Source organism: Tundrisphaera macrotermitis (assembly GCF_051175315.1).
In the GTDB taxonomy this organism is placed as follows: domain Bacteria; phylum Planctomycetota; class Planctomycetia; order Isosphaerales; family Isosphaeraceae; genus Tundrisphaera.
Genome location: NZ_CP195100.1, coordinates 4,072,295 through 4,095,385, shown reverse-complemented (window position 1 = coordinate 4,095,385; position 23,091 = coordinate 4,072,295). Strand labels below are relative to the sequence as shown.

At 69.3% G+C, this 23,091-nt stretch carries 17 protein-coding genes; 11 read left to right on the top strand and 6 right to left on the bottom strand.

Going from position 1 to position 23,091, the window contains the following annotated elements; genetic code table 11:
- Positions 1–123: 123 nt before the first annotated feature.
- Positions 124–2,904, top strand: coding sequence for a hypothetical protein (locus tag TA3x_RS16470; protein ID WP_435015743.1), 2,781 nt, complete (start codon positions 124–126; stop codon positions 2,902–2,904).
- Positions 2,905–2,965: 61 nt separating this feature from the next.
- On the opposite strand, the gene TA3x_RS16465 is transcribed toward TA3x_RS16470, so the two are convergent.
- Positions 2,966–4,381, bottom strand: coding sequence for a hypothetical protein (locus TA3x_RS16465; protein ID WP_435015742.1), 1,416 nt, complete (start codon positions 4,379–4,381; stop codon positions 2,966–2,968).
- Between the two features lie 120 nt (positions 4,382–4,501).
- Between TA3x_RS16465 and TA3x_RS16460 the strand changes: the two genes are divergently transcribed.
- Positions 4,502–5,950, top strand: coding sequence for a hypothetical protein (locus TA3x_RS16460; protein ID WP_435015741.1), 1,449 nt, complete (start codon positions 4,502–4,504; stop codon positions 5,948–5,950).
- A 100-nt stretch (positions 5,951–6,050) separates the two neighbouring features.
- Here the strand turns inward: TA3x_RS16460 and TA3x_RS16455 are convergent, their stop codons facing one another.
- The gene (locus TA3x_RS16455; RefSeq protein WP_435015740.1) at positions 6,051–6,239 is read right to left on the bottom strand and encodes a YegP family protein; all 189 of its coding nucleotides are present in this window, start codon (positions 6,237–6,239) and stop codon (positions 6,051–6,053) included.
- A gap of 566 nt (positions 6,240–6,805) precedes the next feature.
- Between TA3x_RS16455 and TA3x_RS16450 the strand changes: the two genes are divergently transcribed.
- From TA3x_RS16450 to TA3x_RS16440, 3 genes are all read left to right on the top strand, one after another.
- The gene (locus TA3x_RS16450; protein WP_435015739.1) at positions 6,806–7,414 is read left to right on the top strand and encodes a hypothetical protein; all 609 of its coding nucleotides are present in this window, start codon (positions 6,806–6,808) and stop codon (positions 7,412–7,414) included.
- A 193-nt stretch (positions 7,415–7,607) separates the two neighbouring features.
- Positions 7,608–9,419 carry a hypothetical protein gene (locus tag TA3x_RS16445; protein ID WP_435015738.1) on the top strand — a complete coding sequence of 604 codons (1,812 nt, stop codon included), beginning with the start codon at positions 7,608–7,610 and terminating at the stop codon, positions 9,417–9,419.
- Positions 9,420–9,422: 3 nt separating this feature from the next.
- A complete protein-coding gene (locus TA3x_RS16440; protein WP_435015737.1) occupies positions 9,423–10,322 on the top strand; it encodes a DNA integrity scanning protein DisA nucleotide-binding domain protein in 900 nt (299 codons plus the stop codon).
- Between the two features lie 12 nt (positions 10,323–10,334).
- Here the strand turns inward: TA3x_RS16440 and TA3x_RS16435 are convergent, their stop codons facing one another.
- Positions 10,335–11,978 carry a hypothetical protein gene (locus TA3x_RS16435; protein WP_435015736.1) on the bottom strand — a complete coding sequence of 548 codons (1,644 nt, stop codon included), beginning with the start codon at positions 11,976–11,978 and terminating at the stop codon, positions 10,335–10,337.
- Between the two features lie 182 nt (positions 11,979–12,160).
- Here TA3x_RS16435 and TA3x_RS16430 point away from each other — a divergent pair, with 182 nt between their 5' ends.
- From TA3x_RS16430 to ftsH, 6 genes are all read left to right on the top strand, one after another.
- Positions 12,161–12,985, top strand: coding sequence for an SDR family NAD(P)-dependent oxidoreductase (locus tag TA3x_RS16430; protein ID WP_435015735.1), 825 nt, complete (start codon positions 12,161–12,163; stop codon positions 12,983–12,985).
- Between the two features lie 102 nt (positions 12,986–13,087).
- Complete coding sequence (locus TA3x_RS16425) at positions 13,088–13,579, top strand: acetolactate synthase (RefSeq protein ID WP_435015734.1); 492 nt, start codon at positions 13,088–13,090, stop codon at positions 13,577–13,579.
- 24 nt (positions 13,580–13,603) lie between these two features.
- Complete coding sequence (locus tag TA3x_RS16420; protein ID WP_435015733.1) at positions 13,604–14,173, top strand: hypothetical protein; 570 nt, start codon at positions 13,604–13,606, stop codon at positions 14,171–14,173.
- Between the two features lie 25 nt (positions 14,174–14,198).
- Positions 14,199–15,839 carry a formylglycine-generating enzyme family protein gene (locus TA3x_RS16415; protein ID WP_435015732.1) on the top strand — a complete coding sequence of 547 codons (1,641 nt, stop codon included), beginning with the start codon at positions 14,199–14,201 and terminating at the stop codon, positions 15,837–15,839.
- A 519-nt stretch (positions 15,840–16,358) separates the two neighbouring features.
- Positions 16,359–17,525 carry a hypothetical protein gene (locus TA3x_RS16410; protein WP_435015731.1) on the top strand — a complete coding sequence of 389 codons (1,167 nt, stop codon included), beginning with the start codon at positions 16,359–16,361 and terminating at the stop codon, positions 17,523–17,525.
- A 303-nt stretch (positions 17,526–17,828) separates the two neighbouring features.
- Positions 17,829–19,805, top strand: coding sequence for an ATP-dependent zinc metalloprotease FtsH (gene ftsH, locus TA3x_RS16405; RefSeq protein ID WP_435015730.1), 1,977 nt, complete (start codon positions 17,829–17,831; stop codon positions 19,803–19,805).
- Between the two features lie 45 nt (positions 19,806–19,850).
- On the opposite strand, the gene TA3x_RS16400 is transcribed toward ftsH, so the two are convergent.
- From TA3x_RS16400 to TA3x_RS16390, 3 genes are all read right to left on the bottom strand, one after another.
- Positions 19,851–21,566 carry an ABC transporter permease subunit gene (locus TA3x_RS16400; protein ID WP_435015729.1) on the bottom strand — a complete coding sequence of 572 codons (1,716 nt, stop codon included), beginning with the start codon at positions 21,564–21,566 and terminating at the stop codon, positions 19,851–19,853.
- Positions 21,563–22,147, bottom strand: coding sequence for a hypothetical protein (locus TA3x_RS16395; protein WP_435015728.1), 585 nt, complete (start codon positions 22,145–22,147; stop codon positions 21,563–21,565). Before TA3x_RS16395 ends, TA3x_RS16400 begins: the two co-directional genes overlap by 4 nt.
- A 71-nt stretch (positions 22,148–22,218) precedes the next feature.
- A complete protein-coding gene (locus tag TA3x_RS16390; protein WP_435015727.1) occupies positions 22,219–23,016 on the bottom strand; it encodes a hypothetical protein in 798 nt (265 codons plus the stop codon).
- Positions 23,017–23,091: the final 75 nt, after the last annotated feature.

Below are 23,091 nucleotides of genomic sequence, written 5' to 3'. Positions count from 1 at the left end.
CCCCGCGTCGAATCGCTCGAGCGTCGCGACCTGATGGCAGTCTTCACGGTGGACTCGATCGCCGATTCCGGGCCCGGTTCGCTCCGAGATGCGATCTCGAGGTCGAACGCGAACACCACGGATGTGTCCAACGCGATCGTCTTCAACATCACCCAGGGTTCGGACCGGACGATCTCGCTGCAGTCCCCCCTGCCCGCGGTCACGCATCGCGTGGCGATCGACGGCCAGACGCAGCCGGGCTACTCCAGCGCCCCGGTGGTGGTCCTGAACGGTGCGAACGCGGGCGTCGGCGCGAACGGGCTGACGTTCCTGTCGGGCGGCAACGTGGTGCGGGGCCTGACGATCAACGGGTTCCGAGGGGCCGATGGCACGGGCGGCGGCAACGGGATCGCCCTGCTGGGGCCGGGCAGCAACACGGTCCAGAACTGCTACATCGGGACCAACTTCGCCGCCACCGAGGCCGTCCCCAACCGGATCGGCCTGATGATCCAGTCGCCCAACAACCAGATCGGCGGCGACGACCTCCGGTTGCGCAACTTCATCTCGGGCAATACCGGGGCCGGGGCCGCCGCCGGGGCCGGCATCCTGATGCAGGGGGCCGCGTCCGGCAATCGGATCGAAGGCAACTACATCGGCCTGAACTTCAACGGGCAGACGGCGATCCCCAACTCCTATGGCGTCCTGGTCGCCACGACCACGCCCGCCGGCGCGACCGTCAACACGATCGGCGGCCCGATCTCCGAGGCGGGGAATTTCATCTCCGGCAACACCCTCGACGGGATCGCCCTGAACGGGTCGGCCAACACCCGGGTGATCGGCAACTACATCGGCCTGAATGCCGCGGCCGAGCCGGCCGGCAACGGCGGCAACGGGATCAGCTCGCTGAGTGCCTCCGCCGTCGCGACCAACATCCGGATCGGCGGTAGCACCTTCGGCGAAGGCAACCTGATCTGGTTCAACGAGGGGGCCGGCGTCCGGGTGGCCACCCTGGCGGGGGGGACGGTCCAGGGCGTGACGATCCAGGGGAACCTGATCACCGGGAACAAGCGGCTCGGCATCGACACCGGCCCGGCCGGGGTCACGCCCGGCTACCTGTTCGTGACCTCGGCGACGCGCGACCCGGGCAACCTGCTGACGCTCTCGGGCGTCTATCATGGCACGCCGAACACCACCTACTCGGTCGATTTCTACGGCAGCGACGCGGCCGATCCGTCCGGGTATGGCCAGGGGGATCTCTTCTTCTCCACGGTGACGATCACCACCGACGTCCTGGGCAACGCGACCTTCTCCCAGCCGTATAGCGGGATCACCCAGACCGAGTTCACGGCGACGGTGACGGATGCCGCGGGCACGACCTCGGAGTTCAGCCCGGCGTTCCCGCTGGTCGCCGCGGTCGCCTCGACGGATCTCGTCCTGGCCTTGACGGGCCCGGCGACCCCCGTCTTCTCCGGCACCGACTTCACGCTGACGGCCACGGTCACCAACAACGGGACGGTGGCCGCCAACGGCGTGGTGGTCGACGACCTCCTGCCGGTCGGGCTGGCCTTCATCTCGGCGACGACCACCGCCGGCACGGTGGGCCCCGACGCGAACGGCCTGATCCACGCCAACCTGGGGACGATCGCCGCCGGCGCCTCGGTCACGATCACCCTGCGGGTCAACGCACTGGAGACCGGGGCCCTGACCAACGCGGGCGCCGTGTTCTCCACCACGTTCGACCCGAACTACGCCAACAACCAGGCCACGCAGACGATCACGATCGTCCCGCCGGTCCAGCCGACCTCCGACCTCGGGATCGGCCAGACCTCGTTCGCCCCGTTCGTCGGCAAGGTCGTCGGCCAGAACCTCGTCTACACGATCACCGTCACCAACTTCGGGCCGAACGCGGCGACCGACGTGACGGTCAACGACTTCGTGCCGGCCAACCAGCAGTACGTGGACGCCTCCTCGTCCCAGGGCACGTCGAGCTTCGCCAACGGGATCGTCACGACCCGGCTGGGGACGCTGCAGGTCGGGGCCACGGCGACGGTCACGGTCCTGTTGAGGCTGACCCAGGCCGGCACGGCCACCAACGTGGTCACGGTGAACGGGGCCCAGCTCGACACCAACGCCAGCAATAATTCCGCCACGCTGGTCGACACGATCACGGGCGTCAACGCGACCACGCCGCTGTCGCTCACCCAGTCCGCCGGGTCGAACCCGATCGTGGTGGGCCAGCCCCAGACCATCACCCTGACCGTCACCAACCCGAACACGGTCCCCGCCCCGGGCGTGATCGTGACCAACACGATCCCCGCGAACACCACGTTCGTCCGGGCGTCGACCAGCCAGGGGACGTTCTCGCTCACCGGCAACAACTTCGCGGCGACCATCGGCACGCTGCCGGCGGGCGGTTCGGCCACCGTCACCCTGGTCCTGAATCCGACCTCGGCGACCCCGATCGTCAACAACGCCGCGACGATCGCCTCGGGCGTACCGGGCGCCGTGGTCACGTTCTCGACGCAGGTCATCCCGGTCGGCGGCGTGAGCACCGGCCCGACCGTGCTCGGCATCGGTGCGCCGGGGACCGGCAAGAATCTGAACCGGCTCACCGTCGGGTTCAGCACCCCCCTGAACCGGAACACGGCCATCCGCAAGGCGAACTACCGCGTCTTCGCCCTGGGGGCCGCGGGCACCACCTCGCGGGCGGTCGCCGTCCGTTCGGTCGCCTACAACGCGACCACGCGGTCGGTGACGATCACGCTGGCCAACTCGGTCCCGCGTGCCCAGCTGTTCCGGCTGGTCGTGGTCGGCGCCAATGCCAACGGGATCCGGGACCTGGCCGGCAATCGCCTGAACGGGTCGGGGACGGCCGGTTCCAACTACACCACGACCTTCCTCGGGACCTCGCTCGCCAACGTCTGATCCCGAGCGACTTCGATCGGGCCGCGCCGGATCCCCCGGCCGGCCCGATCCCTTTGATGGGTCACTGCCGGCGGGCGAGCCTCATGGCCAGCCCGACCAACTCGGGCAGCGCGACCAGGACTCCGATCAGCGCGAGGCGGCCGACTCGCCTCGGCCAGGTGTCGTCGAACGCCGCGACGGGCGTCGCGGAGACGATGGCCCCCGCCATCATCGCGGTGGGCAGGAAATCGACCCCGTTGTGCAATCCGTCGATCATGTGCAGGGCCGAGAGCGTGGCCAGGCACCAGACCGGCGAGGCGGCTTCCACGCGGCTCGGCCTCCCGCGAGGGGCGGAGATCGCCACCCCGATGGGGATCAGGTGGATGGCGGCGTAGTGCATCGCCAGGCCGATGGCCCCGCCCAACCATAGCGGGAACAACCACTTGCCATCGGGCCAGTAGACGGCGGGCCGGCGGTCCGTGACCCACAGGTTCAGCCCGTCGCCCCACGCCAGGCCCCGCGCCCGGATCGCGGCGAGGATCCCGTCTTCGGAGTCGATCCGGGTCTTGACGGTATCGGGCCGGCCGAACGAACCCGCCGCCGCGACCAGCGCCCGGCCATCCCAGGCCCCGGAGATCCGGGTCGCCATGTAGGTGGGCGCGATCAGGGCCAGGATCACGATCGCCCCGCGCGTCCGGCCGAACTGGGTGATGACCATCGTCAGCAGCCCGGCCCCGAGGAGCAGGAGCCCGTACATCCCCCGGCACAGCATCGATCCCCCCAGGACCAGCGCGGCGGGGATCCAGCCCGGGACCTTCCCGGGATAGGGCGTCCGGGCCAGGGCGAGCCAGCACGAGGCCACCGAGGCGATGGCCATCCAGGAGGCCAGGTGGATCCCGTTGTTGAAGAAGGCCTCGGGCCGATAGCCCCCCATCCGCTCGACCATCTCGGGGCGGAAGGGCATGCCAAAGATCATCCCGAGCAGGTAGCGGTCGGGGCCGACCAGCGACTCATAGGCGATGATCGGCAGGAGGAACACCCCCGACGCGACGACCCCCCGGGCCACGTCCCTCGGCCCGTCGCGGTCGGCCAGATATAGCCGTGCGAACGCATAAGGGACGACCCAGGTCAACGAACGATAGAGGATCGTGTCGACGGCGTCGGTCATCGCCGACGGGCCCCGGACCGCCACCCCCGCCGCCGGGGCGAGGGCATACGCGAGCAACGCGAGATCGGGCCCCGAAAGCCGGGCGGGACGCGACCAGGGCCGGCCGAAGGCGATCATCCCGAGCAGTATGGACAGGCCGACGACGGTGGTGGATGTCAGCGGGATGGCCGGATGGAGGCGGGGCATCACCTGGCCCGGCGGGAGCAGCAGGAGGCCCCCGAAGGCCGCGATCAGGCCGGCCCGGCGCGGCCCCAGGACGCGGAACAGGACGAGGACGACGGCCGCCCAGCCCAGGAGGGTCGCGTTGATCAATCCCTGTCGGATCACCATGCGGGGATGCCTCGCCGGCCGTTGACCTGCCTGGGCGACGGCGTCGCCTTTGGGGTATCATAATCGGCCCCGCCGGATGTCCCAACGCTCCGGCGGCCGTCGTCGCCCCGAGGCCGCCCGATGATCGACCTGATGCTGGGCCTCTGGATCGTCGCGACCCTGGCCCTGTACCGGGCCCTGGAGGGCCGGACAGCGACCCTGGTGGCGATGATCGGGGGGTGGGCCCTGCTCCCCAACCAGGTCATCTCCGAACGGGCGATGCTCGCGGGCGAGAAGTCCAACGCGATCCATGCCCTGGCGATCCCCTCGCCGCCGATCCTGGACAAGGCGTCCGCCATCGGGCTCGGTTGCCTGCTCGGGTCGATCCTGTTCGACTGGCGGAACTTCCGGAGGGGCGGGCGTCCCCGCTGGCCGGATGCGCCGATGATCGCCTGGTGCCTGGCCCCGGCGGCCTCCGCCCTGGCCAACGGCGTCCCGTTGCCGGAGGGCCTGGCCCAGTCACGGCACCTGGCCCTGGCCTGGGGCGTGCCCTACGCGATCGGCCGATCGTCGTTCGCCAGCGCCCCCGCCCTGCTCCAGTATGCCCGAGCCTGGACCCTGGCCGGGCTGGCGACGCTGGTCCCGGCCCTGATCGAATTCGCGCGCGGGCCGATCCTCTACCACCTGGCCTACGGCTTCCATCCCTATCGCTTCTCCGGGTCGGATCGGACCCTGGGCCACCGCCCGGTCCTGTTCTTCGAGAGCGGTAACCAGTTCGGCATCTGGGCCGCGTCGGCCGCGGTCGCCTCGGCCTGGCTCTGGGCCACCGGCCATCGCGTCCCCCTCCGCATCGGCAAGTGGGCGATCCCGGCCTCGTTCGTGCCCCTCGTGCTGATCGGCTCGTGCTTCCTCTGGCAATCCCACTCGGCGATCGTCTTCCTGCTGCTCGGACTGGCCCCCCTGTCCTTTCGCGGCCGGCTGGGGACCGCCGGCCGGAGGCTGATCCAGGTGGGATTGATCCTGATCGGCGTGGCGGTCCTGGGTGCGGGGATCTGGATCGCCGCGAAGTCCGGCGGCAACCCGCGCGAGGCGACGCGGACACTCTTCCACGGGATCGGCAAGGCGTCGTTCACCTGGAGGCTGGCCCGCATCGCGGATGATTTCCCCCAGATCCTCCGCCACCCCCTCCTGGGCTGGTGCCGGCCGGACTGGTCAGGGCGGCGGCCGGACGGGACCTTCGAAGACCCGATCGCCATCAGCGTCTGGATCCACGCGGCCGGCATGTATGGGGCCGTCGGATGGGCCTCCTGCATCGGGGCCTGCCTGGTGCCGCTGCTGGCCGCCGTGAATCGGCTTCGACGGCTCGACTGGGGCCGCGCCGAGTGGGGCGGCATCTCCGCCTCGACCGCGATCCTCGCGGTGAACGTGGCCGACCTTTCGATGAACAGCATCCTGATCCTGCCGGTGCTGATCGCGTCCGGCGGGCTGGCCTCCTGGGGCCTCGGCATGCCCGGGAGCGTCGAAGGCGTGCACCCCGATGAGCGGGGCAGCCGGACCTACTCGGTCCCGGGCTTCAAGACGCACGCCTGAGGGCCTTGGGGCGATGCGGGCGGGACGATCGGGCCTCGACCTGTCCCGCCGCCGTGATGCGCGTTCGAGGGCTTCGAGCCCGGGCAGTCCGAGGGTCCGATCAACTCGTCGCGGTCTCGTCCTGGACGGGGGCCTCGACGGAATTCTTCTTGATCAACTCGATGCCGTGCTCGCAGTCGGATTTCGACACGTAGCTCTCCGAGGCCACCGCGATCACCTTGTGGTTGGCGGCCAGGAAGCGCCAGCGAAACTCGCCCTGATCGTCTTTGAAGATGACAAACCGCGACATGAGTCTTTTCTCCGCGTCTCTGGGCAAACGGGATTTCCCCCACTTCTCCACCCTACCGGGCCCCACAACACCGGACAAGCGGCGCCACACCGCTTCGCTCCGATCTCCATCGCAACCCCGGTCGGCCAGGATCGGAGCCGTCCCCGGATCGGCCTGTGCCGGCGATTTGTCTCTAGCGATTTGCATCGTGGAACTTCCGTCGCGACAAAGGGGGTGATCGGCCGGGTGGAGGCGGGCGGCTGACACCGTCATCGGCGGGGCAAAATCTCGCGATGATGCCTTTCGGAGTTAGGACATTCGGCCGGGTCTGACGGCGATCTCTCGGCGGCAAATTCGGGCCGAAATCCGGTTAGCAATGGGAATCCGGTGGCGCAGCGATGAAATTCCTCAAAGCCGGACCGCAACTCGTTCGATAACAAAACCACCTGACCGAGAACCGACGACGGACGCCAACGGGGAAGGACTTCCCCGCCCGCGCCGAACAGGATGGTTCCGGCGCCGATGCCGTTGGGGAGGAAGTCACCCCTCGGCCCGTTCGCGCTCGCTCCCAAGGAGGGGAAGTTCTCATGTCCCAATCTGCGCGGCACCAAGGCCCGATCACCCCGCGCTGGGTTCGCGGGATACTGACGGGTGCCCTGCTGGCGGTCGTGTCCACGAGCTTCACGGGCTGCGGCCTGAGCTACGTGTTCCGGAGTATTTCCCCGTTGCACCCGACGGGCTGGTCGTTCGCCTGGCCGATCCTGCCCTCTCAGTCGCAGAGGCTGGAGCGGGACATCGAGCGTGAGGAGCAGGATCGCGTCCCGATCATGGACCCGATCCCCGGCGAATTCGCCCCGGCCAGCTGCCTCGACCCGCCCAGCGAGGCCGAGGTGTGGGAAAAGGTGCCGAAGTTCAAGAACGGGTGCCCGCCGTTCTACGAGACCCAGCGGAACAACGTCCGGATCCTCGTCGAGAAGATCGGCGAGAAGGTCAACCCCTGCAAGATCTATCCCCTGGCCGGCGCCTGCCAGCTGATCAGCTGCCATTACAAGTGCTCGGTCTACTTCGATGAGTTGTACTGGGCGGACTACCCGATCCCGTTCAACCACAAGAAGGCCCGCGTCGAGGTCGTCTACTTCGACAAGGACTACCTCCGCCGCTGCGGCGGCCCGGCCTCGACCTTCCCGCAACCCTGATCGGCCCACGCCGATCGGCCCGAGCCCGGCCCTTGACGAAAGGGCCGGGCTTTTTCGCGCGCACGCACCTTGGCGATAGTCGACGACCCTGATGGAAAGCGGCGACCGGGGCCGGGCGATGGAGATGCTTGCCCGGGGTGATCCCTCCGTCGTAAACTCGACCCCCATGAGAATGTGCACCGGCCGCTTGACCATGGCGATGATCTGGTGGGCCCTGGCGGCGAGCCCGGACGCCGACGCGCGCCAGATCCGGCCCGCACCGCCCTCGCCCCGCCCCCGGATCGAGACGCTGGCCCGGCCCGGCGGCGAAAGCCTCACGGGGCGCCTCATCGGCGAAGCCCGATCGGGCTTCCGATTCCGGCCCGATGGGGGGGCCGCTCCCATCCCGCTCCGGCCCGGATCGGTGATCTCGTTCGATGGCCCCGCCGCCGACGCGGTCTCGGGCACCCCGCCGATGCGGGTCGTGCTCGGCCTCGATCAGCAGGTTTCGGGGCGTCTCGGGTCGGTCGATGCCGCCTCCGTCCGGCTCGAAGGCGGGCCCGGCCTCGGGCCGGTGGTCGTCGCCCGGGGGGGAGCCCTCGGGTTAAATCAACGGCCCGGCGAGGCGCTCGTCTTCCGCGACGGGTTCGAGACCCTCGAAGCCGGACTCTGGTCCGAGGTCGGGTTGCCGGAGGTCGTGTCGGAGCCCCGGCTCGTCGGGGAGAAGAGCCTCCGCATCCCGGCGGGCGGCTCGGCGATCACGCGAAGGCTGGCGGAGCCGGTGAACTCCGGCCGCCTCGAAGTCGCGTTCCACGACGACGGCCGGGTCGTCGCCGGCCAGCAATGGTTCGTCGATCTCCTGTTCCGGGGCGCCGCCGGCCCGGAGACGGTCCGCGCCCTGCTCGACTGGGGCGAGGAAAGCCTGGCGGTCCTCTCCTCGGGCGGCCCCGCCCTGCCCGTCCAGCGCCTGGCCCGCCGGCCCGGCTGGCATCGTCTCGTGATCCGCTTCGGCCCGGGCGTGACCGACCTGTCCGTCGGCGGCGATCAACTGGCCCACGGCCGGGGGCCGAGCGGCCCCCTCGTCGAGATACGACTGGCCAACCAGTCCAACGGCCCGGGCATCCCCCCGGAGGATCTCGCCGTCCACTTCGATGACCTGCGGCTGGTCCGCCTGGCCGAGCCGGTCGGCAACCTCGAAGTCGACCCCACCCAGGACGTGGTCCGGCTGGCCGACGACGGCGATCAGCTGTTCGGCCGGTTCGTGTCGGCCGACGCCGACGCGATCCGGATGGACATCGACGGCCGGGTAGTCTCGCTGACCTGGTCGGAGGTGGCCGGCATCGATTTCCGCCGCGTCCCGGCCCCGTCCCGCCCGATCGACGGCCTGCTCATCCGGGTCGCATGGAGGTCCGCCCCCGGCGTCGACCCCGGCGACCTGGACCGCGTCGAAGGGGCCCTGATCGCGCTGGCCGATGATGCGATGACCGTGGCCACGCCCTATGCGGGCGACCTCGTCATCCCCCGCGATCGCCTCGAACAGGTCGAGATCCTGGGCCAGGGCACCCGCATGGTCCTGGATGCGACGGCCCATCACCTGGGCAACGAGGCCTCTCGGAAGCCGCCGCTCCTCGACCCTCCCCTGCCCGAAGGGGGCGTCCTGGAACGCTCGTTCGTGCTGGAGGCGGTGCCGGATCGGCCCGCTTTCCTGGTGCTGGACGTGGTCCAGGTGGTCGGCGAGGCCAATCACATCGAATTCTCCGCCTGGGTCCGGGCGGGGGAGATCCGGACGTCCGCGCTGGTCAACGGGCAGAAGGTGGACTACCTGAACCGGCACATCACGACCCACAACGAGACCCCCGAACGGATCCGCCTGCCGATCCCGCCCGGCCTGCTCCGCGCGGGCGAGAATCGGGTGCGGATCGAGCAGGCCGGAAAGAAGACCGACCCCGGGGAGTTCGACGACTTCGGCCTTCTCATGATGGCCCTGGAATTCGACGCCCCCCCACCCGAACCCGGAAGCCCCTGATTCGTGAAGACCCTCACCCGGAGCCTGGTCCGCCACGCCCACGCGATCGCCCGCGAGGTTTCGGCCCGCGCCGTGCTGCTGTCGGCCGACGTGATCGAGGATGAGAACGACCTGGCCGGATTGATCGAAGATGTCGCATTTCGGGTCATCCTGATCACCCGCAAGATGGATTTCCGGGCCCCGGAAGGGTGGGGCGACCTGTGCCAGGTCGTGCGCGTGCCGGATGTCTCCATGACCCGCGCCGGCCAGATCAAGGTGGCGACCCTGGTGGCGGCCGCCGAAGGATGGATCGCGCAGGGGGATCGGATCGTCTGCGTGACCGGGCTTGATCGGTCCGGCCGGATCGACACCGTGATGGTCCTGGACCTCGGCTCCGAGATCGAGATGTTCGGCGGCGCCACCGCCGAACCCCTGCCCCGGGACATCGAGCCGGCCGTCTTCGAACGCCTGCTCACCTTGGCCAGCGAACTCGGCCTGGAGGGCCGGGAAGGACGGCCGGTCGGCTGCCTGTTCGTCCTGGGGGACAGCGAGGCCGTGCTGGCCCAGAGCCGCCAACTCGTGATCAACCCGTTCCGCGGCTATCCCGAAGAAGAACGCAACGTCCTGGATGCGGGGCTGGAGGAGACGCTCAAGGAATTCTCGGCGATCGACGGCGCCTTCATCGTCCGGGGCGACGGCGTCGTGCTGGCGGCGGGCCGCTACCTGGCCCCGGTCGCGAAGCTCGACGAAGCCCTGCCCCAGGGGCTCGGCACCCGCCACGAGGCGGCGGCGGCCATCACCCTCGACACCAACGCCATGGCCCTGTGCGTCTCGCAGTCGACCGGGACGATCTCGATCTTCCGGCGGGGCCGGCTGGTCGCGGACATCCCCAAGCCCCGCAGCCGCCCCGCCGAGGAATTCTGAGCCGGGGCCGGCTCAGTTCCCCTTGTTGATCTGGTCGAAGTAGCCCCGGATGTGCTTCTCGACGGTCTTGGGGATCTTCTGATTGGTCAGGGCATCCGCCGCGGCACCGGTGGCGGTCTCGACCTCCCCCTGGATGGCGATGCCGGACTGCCCCTTGGTCTGCGAGATCGGCGGGGCGGTCCCCTCGACGACGGCGGCCCCCTTGCCGAACTGCTGCTTGGCGCGGGTGTTGTAGGCGTTGACGTCGTCGGGCGCCTCGGCCCGATCCCCTTCCCCGCGACCCCGTCCCCGGCCCTGACCATCTCCCATCTGGTTCGGGGATCGGCCGCCCAGGCCCGACTGCGACATCCCCTCGCCGAGCTGGTTCATCCCCTCGCCGTTCATCCCGTTCTTGGCGTCCTGCAGATCGGCCAGGGCCCCTTCCAGGGACTGCATCTCCTGGAGTTCCTGGGCCATCTTCTCCAGCTGCTTCTCGCTCATCCCTAGGGTTTCGGCGGCCTTCTTGGTATCCCCGTTGGCCATCTCCTGCTGGGCCTGGGAGAGCTTGTCGGCCATCTTCTTGAGCCCTTCGAGCCCCTTGGCCTGGTCGTTGAGCTTGGCCATCTCCTTATCGAACTGCTCCTGAGAGAGGCCGCCGTTCTTCCTGGCTTCTTCCAGCTGCTTCTTGCGCTGGTCGAGGTTGGCGAGCTTTTCGAGCTGCTTGCCCATCTCGCCGATCTGATTCTTGAGGGCCTCTTTCTCCTTCTCCGTCATCTTGCCCGAGGCGAGCTTCTGCTTGATCTGCTTCAACTCCTCGGCGGACTTGGCGAAGTCGCCCTTGGCCAGGGCCTTGGCGAAGTCCTCGGCGGGCCCGTCGCTGGCCATCTCCTTGAGCTGCTGGAGCTGGCGGTTGACCTGCTCGGGGGAGCCGAGCTGCTTCTGGCGTTCCTTGATGGCGTCCGTCAGTTGGTTCAGGGCCATCATGGCCTTGTCCTTCTGGGCGGGGGGCGACTTGGCCAGCCCGTCGGCGATCTTCTCGACCTCGGCCAGCAGGCGTTCGGCCTCGGCGAACTTCTGCTTGTCGATCTGCTTGCGCTGCTCGGCCATCTTCTTGCCGAGGGCCTCGCCCGACTTCGCCACCGCCTTGGACTCGACCTTCGTCGAGGCGGTCGTCGCGGCCCTGGCATCGGCCCGCGTCCGCGTCCACGGGGGGGCTAGCAGGATCGCGCCGGCCAGGGCCACGGGGATCAGGGGAACCCACGACTTCCGGGGTACGGTCAGGCCGAACCGGGACGCCACGTCGATGGTCCCCACCTTGGCCGCCGCGTCGGCGATCAGGGCCTTCCCGACGGCGGTCTCCCGCAACGATTCGGGGAGGGTCAGCGCCGTGCTCAACCGCTCGTTGAGCTGGAATGCCCGGTCGAGGGCCACGGCGGCATCGATTCGTCCCGGACCGCTCAGGATCGCGACCAGCCCGGCCGCGATCACGCCCAGGGCCGCCGCGATGGCGAACGGCCACCAGGCCGCCCCCGGCACGGGATAGCCCGACTTCTCGACGATCAAGACGACGGTGGCCGCCGCCAGGGCCGAGGCCAGGCACCAGACCAGCGCCGAGAGGAACCGCTGCATCCGCATCCGCCGCCAGACCCGCGTGATCGGCTTTTCCAACGACTCCATGGCCTGGCTCCCCCCGGCGATCGTGGCGATGGGCCTAATCCCTCTCGGATCACTATACGACAGTCGTCCGGCGGGCCACAAGTGCGGGCTCGTTGGCGGCGTCCCTCGACCCGGATCGGCGTCCGGCCTACAGTGGGGATGCGGCCGGGCGCGACGGGGATCCCGCGAGGACGAGGTGGACGATGAGCAGCGAACGACGCATCCGGACGGCCCTGATCACGGGAGGGGGGCGGGGCCTGGGCCGGGCGATCGCCGAACGGCTGGCGGAATCGGGCACGCGCGTCGGGCTGGTCGCCCGGACCCTATCCGAGGTCGAGGCGACGGCGCGGGCGATCGCCGACGGCGGGGGCGAGGCGAAGGCCCTCGCGGCGGATGTGCTCGACGACGCCGGGTTGAGGAAGGCCCTGGGTCGGTTCGGGGAGTGGGCGGGGGGCGTGTGCGACACCCTGGTCTGCGCCGCGGGCCGGTTCCGGGGGATCGGTGCCATCGGTGCGGTGGCCGCCGACGAGTGGTGGAAGGACGTCGAGACCGCCCTGAGAGGCGCCCACAACGCGATCCGCGAAACCCTCCAGCTCCTGAGGGCATCGGATGCGGCCACCATTTCCGTCCTCGTCGGGCCGGGCCACAATGGGGAACTGGCCTTCGGTTCGGGCTATGCCATGGCACAGGCGGGGCTGGTCCGGCTGGTGGAATGCCTGGCCCGCGAGTTCCGGCCCGACGGCCCGGCGATCTATGCGGTGAATCCGGGATTGGTCCCGACCGACCTGACCCAGCATCTCCTCTCGGACCCCGAGGCGAGGCGGAGGCTGCCCCGGTTCAACGAGGCCTTCGCCGAGGGGAAGGAGGTCGGGCCCGAGGTCGTGGCCGAGATGGTCGAGTGGCTGGCGGCGGAACGCCCGCTTGCCCTGTCCGGCCGCGTGGTGGCCGCGCCGGCGACGCCGACGATCCTGGAAACCCGCCTCGACCGGATCGAGGCCGAGGATCTGCTCCGGCTCCGGTTGCGTTGAGGGAGGGGCCCGCCGGACCGATTGACCGCCCGGAATCCGCCCCGTACACTCGGTGTCGAACCGTTGGGCTGGGGCGACGTCGGCGAAGATCGGGGGCGGGCCATGAGCTATGGCGAGAGCGGCGGGAGCGAGGTCGAGTTCGAAACCCTGGAAGGGAGGAACTGGCCGTCGATCACCCAGTTCTCGGTGTTCCTGGAGAACCGGGTCGGCCAACTCCTCGAAGTGTTCCGCGCCTTCCAGGGGTCGAAGGTGAAGATCGTCGGCCTGTCGATCTCCGACTCGGCTGACTGCTGCATCGTCCGCCTGATCCTGAGCCATCCCGAGCAGGGCCGGGAGATCCTCGGACTCAACAAGTTGGCGTTCGCCGAGAACGAGCTGCTGGTCGTCGAGCTGCCGGCCGGCCCCGATTCGCTGGTCAACCTGGGCACGGCGCTGATCCAGGCGGAGATCAACATCCACTACGCCTATCCCCTGATCGTCCACCCCCACGGGCGATGCGGCATGGCCACCCACGTCGACAACATCGAGCAGGCCGCCGTCACGCTCCACGCCAAGGGGTTCGACATCCTCTGCGAGGCCGACCTCCGGCCCTGATCGCTCGGAGTGAAGGGAGAGTTCATGGGAGACCTCGGCGACCTCACGGACTGGCCGCCGATCGCTGACAAATCGGCTCGGGATCGACTAGATCGCGACCGGATGAGGTCGCTGTCATTGGACTGGGTCTTCATCTACCTCTTGAATCTGCCCGTTTGCCTCATCCTCGGCGGTTTCACGACCATGACAGGGGGTTGGCCCGGGATGCTGACCGGCATCCTTCTCCTGTTCGCGCTGGGGTTTTACTCTTGCCGAATGTCCTATCCCCTCGGCCTGGCGTTCATCAAGGGTGGCTTCTTGCTGGGCCTGGCCCAGATCCTGCCGATGGCCCAGCTCCTCGCGGGATCCATGGGTCTGGGACTTGCCGGCGAGTTCGAGGCGATGTCAGGCTCCCCTCTGCGTCACGAATATGAGCTGAGGAGTTTTGCCTCGGGGCTGATCGCGACGCTGGGGACAGGAGGGCTATTGATGATGCTCGCGCTCGTCTTCGGCCTGATCCATCGCCTGATGGTCCCCGACTGGAGGGACAACTTCCCTCGTGATCTGATCGAGCCAATGAAGCCGGCGAGAGACGTCCTCCATGATTTTCGGTGACCGGCGTGCCTTCGGATTCGCTCTGATGCTTTTGGCAGGCTGGCCCAATGCGACCGCCATCGCGGTGCCCGAGCCGCCGGTCCGGTTGATCCGCTGGGCCGGCGAGGGCGTCATCCTGCCGGGCCGGGGCGGTGAGGATCTGATCCGCCTGGTCGCCGAGGCGCGATGGGAGCGCGGCCAGGCCATCGACTCGGCCCGGTTCGCCCTGCGGGTGGCCCTGCCCGATGGGCGTATCCAGCGGTCGGCGTTCCCGGTCGAGACCCCGCCGGGGCGATCCCGGATCGATGTGCTGGTCCCGGCGGCGGCGGTCCGCGACCGGCTGCCATCGGCGGTGCGGGTCGAGTTGGCGGTGATCGACGCGGCTACGGGGAACGCGGTGAGCAACGTGCTGGCGGCCGGGATCGGGGCATTCCCCAGGCCGAGGGGGGCGGCGAAGGTCGACGATCGAGGGCCGTTCGGCTGGGGACGTCCGCTCTCGGAGCCCCCCCGGGTCCTGCCACGGCCGGGCCCGGACGGGGTGCGATTCGCGCGGATCGCGGGCGATGGCGACGTCCCGGGCTTCTTCCTCGCCACCACCGAGGCGACGAATCAGCAGGTCGGCCGTCGGTTGCCGGGGTATGACCCCAGGGCGGGCCGATCCGATGAGTTTGCGCTGGATGGCCCCGACCAGCCGGCCATCGGCCTGACGCCCGGGAAGGCCCGCGACTACCTCAAGGCCCTGGGCGCGGCGGATCCGCTCCACTTCGATTATCGACTGCCGACCCGAGCCGAATGGCTTCGCGCGGCCCGGGGCGGGAACGCCGGGCCGTTCTGGTGGGGCGATCAGCCGACGCATCCGGAAGGGGCCAACTTCCTCGGCCCGGAAGCGGCGCTGGAGGCCGACGCAACGGCCGACGCCTCGACAAAGTATCGGGCCAACCCTTTCGGGCTGTTCCACACCTTTGGCAACGCCGACGAATGGGCCACGCTCCCGGCCGGCGGTTTCGCCCGGCTCGGGGGGCATTTTCGGACCGAGCCGGCCGCGAGCCCCTCCGAGGTCGCGGTCGTGGGGGCCGATGCCCTGGGGCCCGACCCGTTCGTCGGGGTGCGTCCCGCCTTCGACCTGCCGGCCGAGGTCGGTGCCGACCTGATCCGCAAGGCGCTCGGGACCGACGCGGCGCTGGGCCGGGTGGCCGTCGCATTCGATCCCGACCGTGCCATAGCCACCCTGACCGGGCCGGTCCCCGATGCGGCCGCTCGCCGGTTTGCCGCGTCTCGGCTGGAACCGCTCTGGTTCCTGGCCGCGGTCGTCGATCGGCTCCAGACCCCGGTCGTCCCGCCGGGCCGCCTGGCCCGCCTCGGACCGCCCACCGCCCCGCCGCGAAGGGTGGGCAGCCTGGGCCGATCCGCCGTCGAGGTGACGCTGCCCGTCGCCTGGTCCGACCCGTTGCCGGTCGCCGGATCGGCGTGGTGGGTCAACGTCTACCTGCCGGGGGGCGGGCACGTCGCCCATCGCCTGGGAGAGCCCGGCCCCGGCCGATCGAATCGCGTGGCCGTCCGGGTCGAATCCGGCCGATGGGACGGGCAGGCCGGCCCCTCTCGGCAGGCCGCGTTGAGCCTCGGCGCGCCGGCATCGACCGTGGACAATCCGCGCATCGTCAGCGATATCGTGCCGATCAGCCGCTGACGGGCATCGGCATTGATAAGAAGGACTCGATTCGGGCGAGGCTGGCCCCGGATCGTGTCCCCCGCCGGGAAAATCTCCGGACGGTGGTATGGCCCGGGAAACTCGACAGATCCGTGGTGGGAGCGTCTGTATCTCGCCCGAGAATACTTTCCATCATAGACGGCCGCGATTTTTCTGACGCAAACTCATTGTTTATCCATGTTTGAGCCGTCTATCAAATTCGGTTTCGAACCGAGTTCCAGCCTGGGCCGTAGGAAGAAAATGAGGGTTGCCCGCTCATTCGAGGCATCCCTCGCGTCGGACATTTCTCGCAGCGGAGTCGCGTCGCTGATCAGCGAGGCGATGACAATCGCTCCCGTAGCAAACCGGGTGCGGTGAGCCTCGCAGCGACCTCCCGGGTCCGTCATCGGCGGAACGTCCGAGGAGGCCAAGAACGAGATCGGCTGGTCTTCGACGGAGGCCGGCGGACATCGGCGACGCGCGTACAGAAGCCGGGTTCGTTCATTCGGAGGGAGATTCATGGCATTTCTGAACACCGAGGAATTTCGCGCGCTGTTGGACGAACATGAAACGCCCTGCATCTCGCTCTACCAGCCGACGCATCGACACCACGTCGACAACCGGCAGGATCCGATCCGGTTCCGCAATCTCCTGAAGGAGGTGGAATCCTCACTCCGCCGGAAGTATGAGACGAGCGAGGTCGGGACCTTGCTGGAGCGGTTCCGCTCCCTGGCCGAAGATTCCGAGTTCTGGAATCACACGCTCGACGGCCTGGCCGTCTTCGCCTCGCCCGGGAGCTTCCGCTTCTACACGCTGCAACGATCTGTCCCCGAACTGTCCGTCGTGGCCGAGAGCTTCCATACGAAGCCATTGGTGCGGATGCTGCAATCCGCCGATCGTTATCAGATCCTGGGGCTCAATCGCCATGAGGCGTACCTCTATGAGGGCAACCGGGACGCCCTGGATGAGGTCGAGCTGGCCGATGGCGTCCCCCGGACGATCGAGGAGGCATTGGGCGAGGAATTGACCGAGTCGCACCTGACGGTGGCCTCCTACGGATCGGCGGGGGGACGCGGGGGGAGGCACGCCTCGCCGTCGATGCATCATGGGCACGGCGGCAAGAAGGACGAAGTGGACCTCGACAACGAGCGTTTCTTCCGGGCCGTGGATCGGGCGGTCCTGGATCGACACTCCCGATCCTCGGGGCTGCCGCTCATGCTGGCCGCACTGCCGCAGCATCACGACCTGTTCCGCAAGGTCAGCCACAACCCGATGCTGATGGCCGGAGGTATCGCATTCGACCCGAAATCCATCCCCGCCGACCGGCTCCGCGAAGAGGCCTGTCGGATGGTGGAACCACGCTATCTGGAACGCATCTCCCGAATGGCGAGCGACTTCCAGGAGGCCCGGTCGAAGTTCCTCGGGTCCGCCGACCTCTCGGATATCGCCCAGGCCTTGGTCACCGGCCGGGTCCAGACCCTGCTGGTCGAATCGGACCGGCAGATCCCTGGCAAGGTCGATCCGTCCTCGGGCCGGGTGGAGTTCGGCGACCTTGCCGACCCCGAGGTGGATGACCTGCTCGACGACCTCGCGGAGCTCGCCATCAGGAGGGGCAGCGAGGTCGTCGTCGTCCCTGCGGATCGCATGCCCACGGACTCCGGCGCGGCGGCGACCTTCCGATTCTGATGCGACGGCCCCGCGGAAGCTGCCGGGGCCGAGGCAGGCATTGATGTCGATCGGCCCGCGGACCCGGCGGCGAGCCCGGCATGGGCTGGTGCGCCGGTGCCGCGGGCCGATCGACGGGGCGATGTGCCCGCGTGACAACGATGGGACGGCGACTGTTGACATGATCCTGGCGACCGGCATAGACTCGATCTGATATCCATGGATCTCGCCCGCACTTCCGCCCTGCGGAATCTCACCGGGACGCCGTTGTCCCCACCCTCTCTTTCCGCACGCGGGCTCCACCCCACGCCGGACACCTATCGAATGGATCTCGATTCTCAGGATCGATCGTCGTCCTCCCACGCCCCGAGCCAATCGAAGCGGACGCGGCAGAAGTACCAGAAGATCGGGGGGGCGGCCCTGGCCCTGCTCGTCGCGATCGGCGCCGCCGCCTGGTACACCGTGGCGGCCGAAGAGATCGAGACGATCCGCTACGGCACGTTCAAGGAAAAGTTGATCGGCGGCCAGATCCGATCCGCCCGCATCGGGCCGACGGAGATCGACGGGGAGTTCACCGCCCCCGGGCCGGACGGGTCCCCGGCCCGGTTCCGCACCTCGCGGCTCGGCATGGAACTCGATCGCGAGCTGCCGGCGCTCCTGGCCAACCACATCCCCGGCGGTCGCTACGAGGCGATCGAGGGACCTTCCCAGGCGCAGACGGTCCTGGCGCCCCTGGCCGTCCTGGCGATCGCCGTCGGCATCCTGGTCTTCATGAGCCGCAAGGGGGGCGGGCTGGGCTCGGCGATGGCCTTTGCTCGCAGCCGCCACAAGGTTTATGGCAACGGGGAAGCCCGCGTCACGTTCGATCAGGTGGCCGGCAACGACGAGGTCGTGGCCGAGCTGCGCGAGGTGGTCGACTTCCTCCGCACCCCCGAGAAGTTCCAGAAGATCGGCGGCCGCATCCCCAAGGGGGTGCTCCTGGTCGGCCCGCCCGGTACGGGCAAGACCTTGCTGGCCAAGGCGGTGGCCGGCGAGGCGGGCGTGCCGTTCTTCTCGCTGTCCGGCTCGGACTTCGTCGAGATGTTCGTCGGCGTCGGGGCGGCCCGGGTCCGCAACCTGTTCGCCCAGGCCGAGGCCAAGGCCCCCTGCCTCGTCTTCATCGATGAGCTGGATGCCCTGGGCAAATCCCGAGGCGCGGGCGGCCCGGGCACGTCCGACGAGCGGGACCAGACCCTGAACCAACTGCTGGTGGCGATGGACGGGTTCAGCTCCGACCTCGGCGTGATCGTGATGGCGGCCACCAACCGCCCCGAGACGCTCGACGCGGCGCTGGTGCGGCCCGGCCGGTTCGACCGCAACATCACCGTCGATCGCCCCGACATCGCCGGCCGCGAGGAGATCCTCCGGGTCCACACCCGCAAGGTGGCCCTGGAAGATCAGATCAACCTCCGCCACATCGCGGCGATGACCCCCGGATTCGTGGGCGCGGACCTGGCCAACCTGGTCAACGAGGCGACGCTGCTCGCCGCCCGCAAGAACAAGACGACCGTCGGCCGGGTCGAGTTCGAGGAGGGCGTGGAGCGGGTCGTCGCCGGCCCGGAGAAGAAGCAACGCGTCCTCCGGCCCGACGAGAAGCTGCGGATCGCCTACCACGAGGCCGGCCACGCCATCGTCTCGCGGAGCCTGCCCCACACCGACCCGGTCCACAAGGTCTCCATCCTGGGCCGGGGCAACGGGGCGCTCGGCTACACGATGTATCGGCCCGAGGATGATCGGTTCCTCCACACCCAGAGCTGGCTCGAAAACACGATCCGCGGCCTGCTGGGCGGCACCGTCGCCGAGGAACTGGTCTACGGAGAGGTTTCCGACGGCGCGACCAGCGACCTCCAGCGGGCCACGTCGATCGCCCGCAAGATGGTCGCCGAGTTCGGCATGAGCCCTCGCCTGGGGCGGGTCAGCTATCAGAACGAGGGCCGGAGCCCGTTCCTGCCCGGGGGCGGGGCCAACTCCGATTCCTGGAGCCAGCGCACGGCCCGGGAGATCGACCTGGAGGTGCGCCGGGTGCTGGATGAGGCGTACGCCATGACCCGGGCGATCCTGGGCCGGAGGCGCCTGGCCCTGGAAGACCTGACCACCCTGCTCATCGAGCAGGAGACGATCGACGCGCAGGAGTTGCAGGCCGTCCTCGACCGCCACCCGGTCGACCTGTCCGACCTGATGGCCGCCCGCCCCGCACCGACGACGCTGGTGCCCCCGCCCCGCACCGACGTCCCGCCGTTCCGCGTCGATCACGTCGCCTGAATCGTCCGCGATCCGCGATGGCGGGGGCGGCGATGCCGGCCCCCGTCATCGCCGCGATTCCAGGCGGACCGGGACGACCGGCCCGCCGTGGATGAACCGATCCACGGCGATCGACGTGCGGCCCGCGGTCATCCGCCCGGCGATCCGGTCGAAGCGAAGGCGGGTCTCGATCACCAGGGCCACCGCCGCGACCGCGTAGAGCGAGAGCCTGGCGATCGCATAGCCGGATGGGAATGACATCGGGAACCAGACCGCGACCCGCGACAGGTCGATCTGGCCGATCTGGCCCAGGAACAGCCAGCCGAGCCAGCAGGCCAGCGCCACCCCCAGGCAGATCGACACCGCGCCGATGGCGAAGACCGCCGCGGCGAGCAGGGCCTGGGCCAGCGTCATCCCCATGGCGCGGGTCGCGGTGGAGCAGCGGAGCGACACCCGCACCCCGAGCGCGGCCATGAACAACCCCACCGCGGCGAGGCCGAGAATCGCGTCGATATAGTCCCGGAGCGGCATCGCCCCGACCGACGCGGCGATGGTCCAGGCCAGGGCCGCCGCCGCGATCAGCCACCGCACGGCGCGGAGGCTGCCCGCCAGCTTCCCGAGGATGATCTCCTGGCCTTCCAGGGGGCTGGTGAGCAGGCCATCCCAGGTCCCCCTTTCCCGCTCCGACGCGATCGTCACCGCGGCCCGGAGCCCGATCGCGGCGCAGATCAGGACCGAGATCGCCCCCGCCGGCCCGACGACGCCGATCTCCAGGAGTTCGAGGGCCTGTTGCGCCCGCGAGGGATTGCCGCTCGGGGAGAACGTCTCCCGGGCCAGGATCCCCCCCGCGATCAGGCTGCTCCCGACCAGCCAGGCGACGATGGCCCCGCCGATCCATCGGCCGATCCCGCCCATGGTGCCGGCCCGTTCGATGTATCGCTCTTTCCAGAGCATCGGCCGGGCCTGATCGACCTCGGGCAGGCGGCGGGTGCGCCTCCGGGCCCTGCGCCGATCGCGGCTGTTCTTCCCCTCGGACAGGGCCGCCGGCCGGAGCCGCCAGGTCGCCAGCGCCAGCCCGATGAGCCCGGAGCCGGCCCAGGCCAGCGAGCAGACCCAGGCCGGGGCCGGGTCCTCCCCCCAGACCAGCGGGCCCAGGACGGTGAAGGGATTGATCACGCCCGCCCGGCCGAGGAAGGGGGTCAGCTGCGTCAGGGCGATCAGCAGGTAGACCAGCATCAGGGCGTCGCGGCCGCGTCGGGATACGGCCGAGGCCGCCAGCGCGACCCCCCCCGCCCCGAACGCGACCGCCAGCGGCAGGGCCGCCAGCGTCGCCTGCCGGAGGGGCGTGAAGCCCGCCAGCGAGGCGATCCCGACGAGCAGGGGCAGGGTGGCCAGCTCGATCAGAGCGACCAGGCCGAGCCCGCCGGCCAGGCGGCCCAGGACGATGTCGAGCGCCGAGGCGTCCGTGGCGAGCAACAGGCCGATCGATCCCCGTTCCCGCTCCCCCGCGAGCGACCCGGCCAGGAAGGCCGGGGCCAGGACCACCGCGATCGCCACGGCCATGCCGACCAGGGTGACCAGGCAGACCCGCAGCTCCACGAACGGCTGATGGTAGGGGTCGACCTGGGCGGAGATCCACCACGTCCAGATCGTCACGAAGGCCAGGAGCGAGGCGATCGCGCCGGCCGCGCTCCGCGCCACGATCGGCCACGGGCGACGCGCGGCGCGGCGGCACTCGGGGGACGCCAGGGGCCCGAGGACGAGGGTGGCCAGGTCGGTCACGGCAGGCTCGTTTCCCTTTCGGCTTCGCCGTCATCGCCCGAGAGGGCCGCCTTGACGCCCGGCCTCCCCAGGATCCAGATCGAGACGGCCGGATAGATCATGCCCAGGACGATCATGGCCACGGACATGAACGAGTAGCTGAAGATGTAGAGCTTCGTCAGCTCTTCGGGCTTGAGGCCCTTTCCCGGCGGCAACTTCTGGGCTTCGAGCATGGCCATGACCATCCGGGTCATCCCGGCCGAGAGCGGGGGGACGACGGCCACGATGAAGTACCCGTAGACGGCGATCAGCCGGACGATCTTCGCCCAAGCCGCCCGCGTCCACCACCACGCCCCCCAGCGCCGGGCATTGATGAGGCCGATGCCCGACGCGAACATGATGATGTTGAGCGGCAGCCCGGTCGCCATGTCGATGATGTAGAACCGGATCAGGGCCGGGTCGCCCATGAATGAATAAGGGTTGGGGGTCGACTGACCCGCCGCTGCCGCCGGCACCTCGCCCGAGGCCAGGCTCATCGAGAACGCCATCAACGCCGTCGCCCCGGCCCAGAGCGTGATGATCGAGGAGAAGGCGATGTTCATGATCCCGATCGCGCGAACGAGCCCGGGCCGGGGCGTGGCCGGCGGCCGCACCGATTCGGTCGGCATGGCGCTCATGGGGCACCGGGGAGTTCGGAGAACGGATCGGGCTTGACGGGCTGGCACGCGGCGCGGGCGCCGGCCGAGTTCAGCAGGATCAGGGACACGATCGGGTAGATCACCCCGAAGAGGCCATAGGCCGCGAGGGTAATGGGTGTCGTCGTGGCGCTGATCTTGAGCATTTGCAGGTTGGCGGGATCCTGGGGGAGCGCGGTCTTGGCCTCGATCCTCTCCTCGAGGGCCGCAATCTGCCGATCCACGAACATCTTCTGGACCGGGGCCACGAACAGGAAGCTCGCCGCCACCAGCAGGGCGATCCGGACGATCTGGATGCCGGACAGCCAGAAGGCGAGCGATCGGCCCCACTCTTTCAACCGGATCAGGCCGATCCCGGAGATGATCAGGGCGATGTCCCAGAGCAGGCCCGAGCCGCCCTGGATGAACGTGTAGGTGCGGATCGTCGGGTGCTTGAACTGTTCCATCTGCGAGAGATCCGCTTTAAGCGGGACCGCCAGCGGCGTGGCGCGGAGGTCCTCCTGACTGTCTCTCAGGATGGTCTTCTCCTCCTCAGTGGCCGCCGCCTGAATCTGCTCGTCGAGCGTTTTGAGTTGGGCCTGACGCTTGGCTTCGGCCTGCTGCTTCGCCTGATCATGGAACTGCTCGGCGAATTGCTGGGTCATCGGGGCGATCAGGGTGAATCCCAGGAGGCAGGAACCCACCAGGATCAGGAGGACGCCGAAGATGATGTTGAGGATCCCCAGCGTCTTGGGGATCTGCGGCTTGGGCAGGATCAGCCCGTCGGCGGCGCTCATGATCGGATGCTCCTCGGTTTGCCGCCGGGTCCGTCGCAGCATCGCGGCATATCGGATGTGGCGGCCGATCGCATT

Coding starts and splice junctions, on each gene's coding strand:
- TA3x_RS16465 (WP_435015742.1), bottom strand. CDS start 4,381: ATGGTGATCCGACAGGGATTGATCAACGCGACCCTCCTGGGCTGGGCG.
- TA3x_RS16460 (WP_435015741.1), top strand. CDS start 4,502: ATGATCGACCTGATGCTGGGCCTCTGGATCGTCGCGACCCTGGCCCTG.
- TA3x_RS16455 (WP_435015740.1), bottom strand. CDS start 6,239: ATGTCGCGGTTTGTCATCTTCAAAGACGATCAGGGCGAGTTTCGCTGG.
- TA3x_RS16450 (WP_435015739.1), top strand. CDS start 6,806: ATGTCCCAATCTGCGCGGCACCAAGGCCCGATCACCCCGCGCTGGGTT.
- TA3x_RS16445 (WP_435015738.1), top strand. CDS start 7,608: ATGGCGATGATCTGGTGGGCCCTGGCGGCGAGCCCGGACGCCGACGCG.
- TA3x_RS16435 (WP_435015736.1), bottom strand. CDS start 11,978: ATGGAGTCGTTGGAAAAGCCGATCACGCGGGTCTGGCGGCGGATGCGG.
- TA3x_RS16430 (WP_435015735.1), top strand. CDS start 12,161: ATGAGCAGCGAACGACGCATCCGGACGGCCCTGATCACGGGAGGGGGG.
- TA3x_RS16425 (WP_435015734.1), top strand. CDS start 13,088: ATGAGCTATGGCGAGAGCGGCGGGAGCGAGGTCGAGTTCGAAACCCTG.
- TA3x_RS16420 (WP_435015733.1), top strand. CDS start 13,604: ATGGGAGACCTCGGCGACCTCACGGACTGGCCGCCGATCGCTGACAAA.
- TA3x_RS16415 (WP_435015732.1), top strand. CDS start 14,199: ATGCTTTTGGCAGGCTGGCCCAATGCGACCGCCATCGCGGTGCCCGAG.
- TA3x_RS16410 (WP_435015731.1), top strand. CDS start 16,359: ATGGCATTTCTGAACACCGAGGAATTTCGCGCGCTGTTGGACGAACAT.
- ftsH (WP_435015730.1), top strand. CDS start 17,829: ATGGATCTCGATTCTCAGGATCGATCGTCGTCCTCCCACGCCCCGAGC.
- TA3x_RS16395 (WP_435015728.1), bottom strand. CDS start 22,147: ATGAACATCGCCTTCTCCTCGATCATCACGCTCTGGGCCGGGGCGACG.
- TA3x_RS16390 (WP_435015727.1), bottom strand. CDS start 23,016: ATGAGCGCCGCCGACGGGCTGATCCTGCCCAAGCCGCAGATCCCCAAG.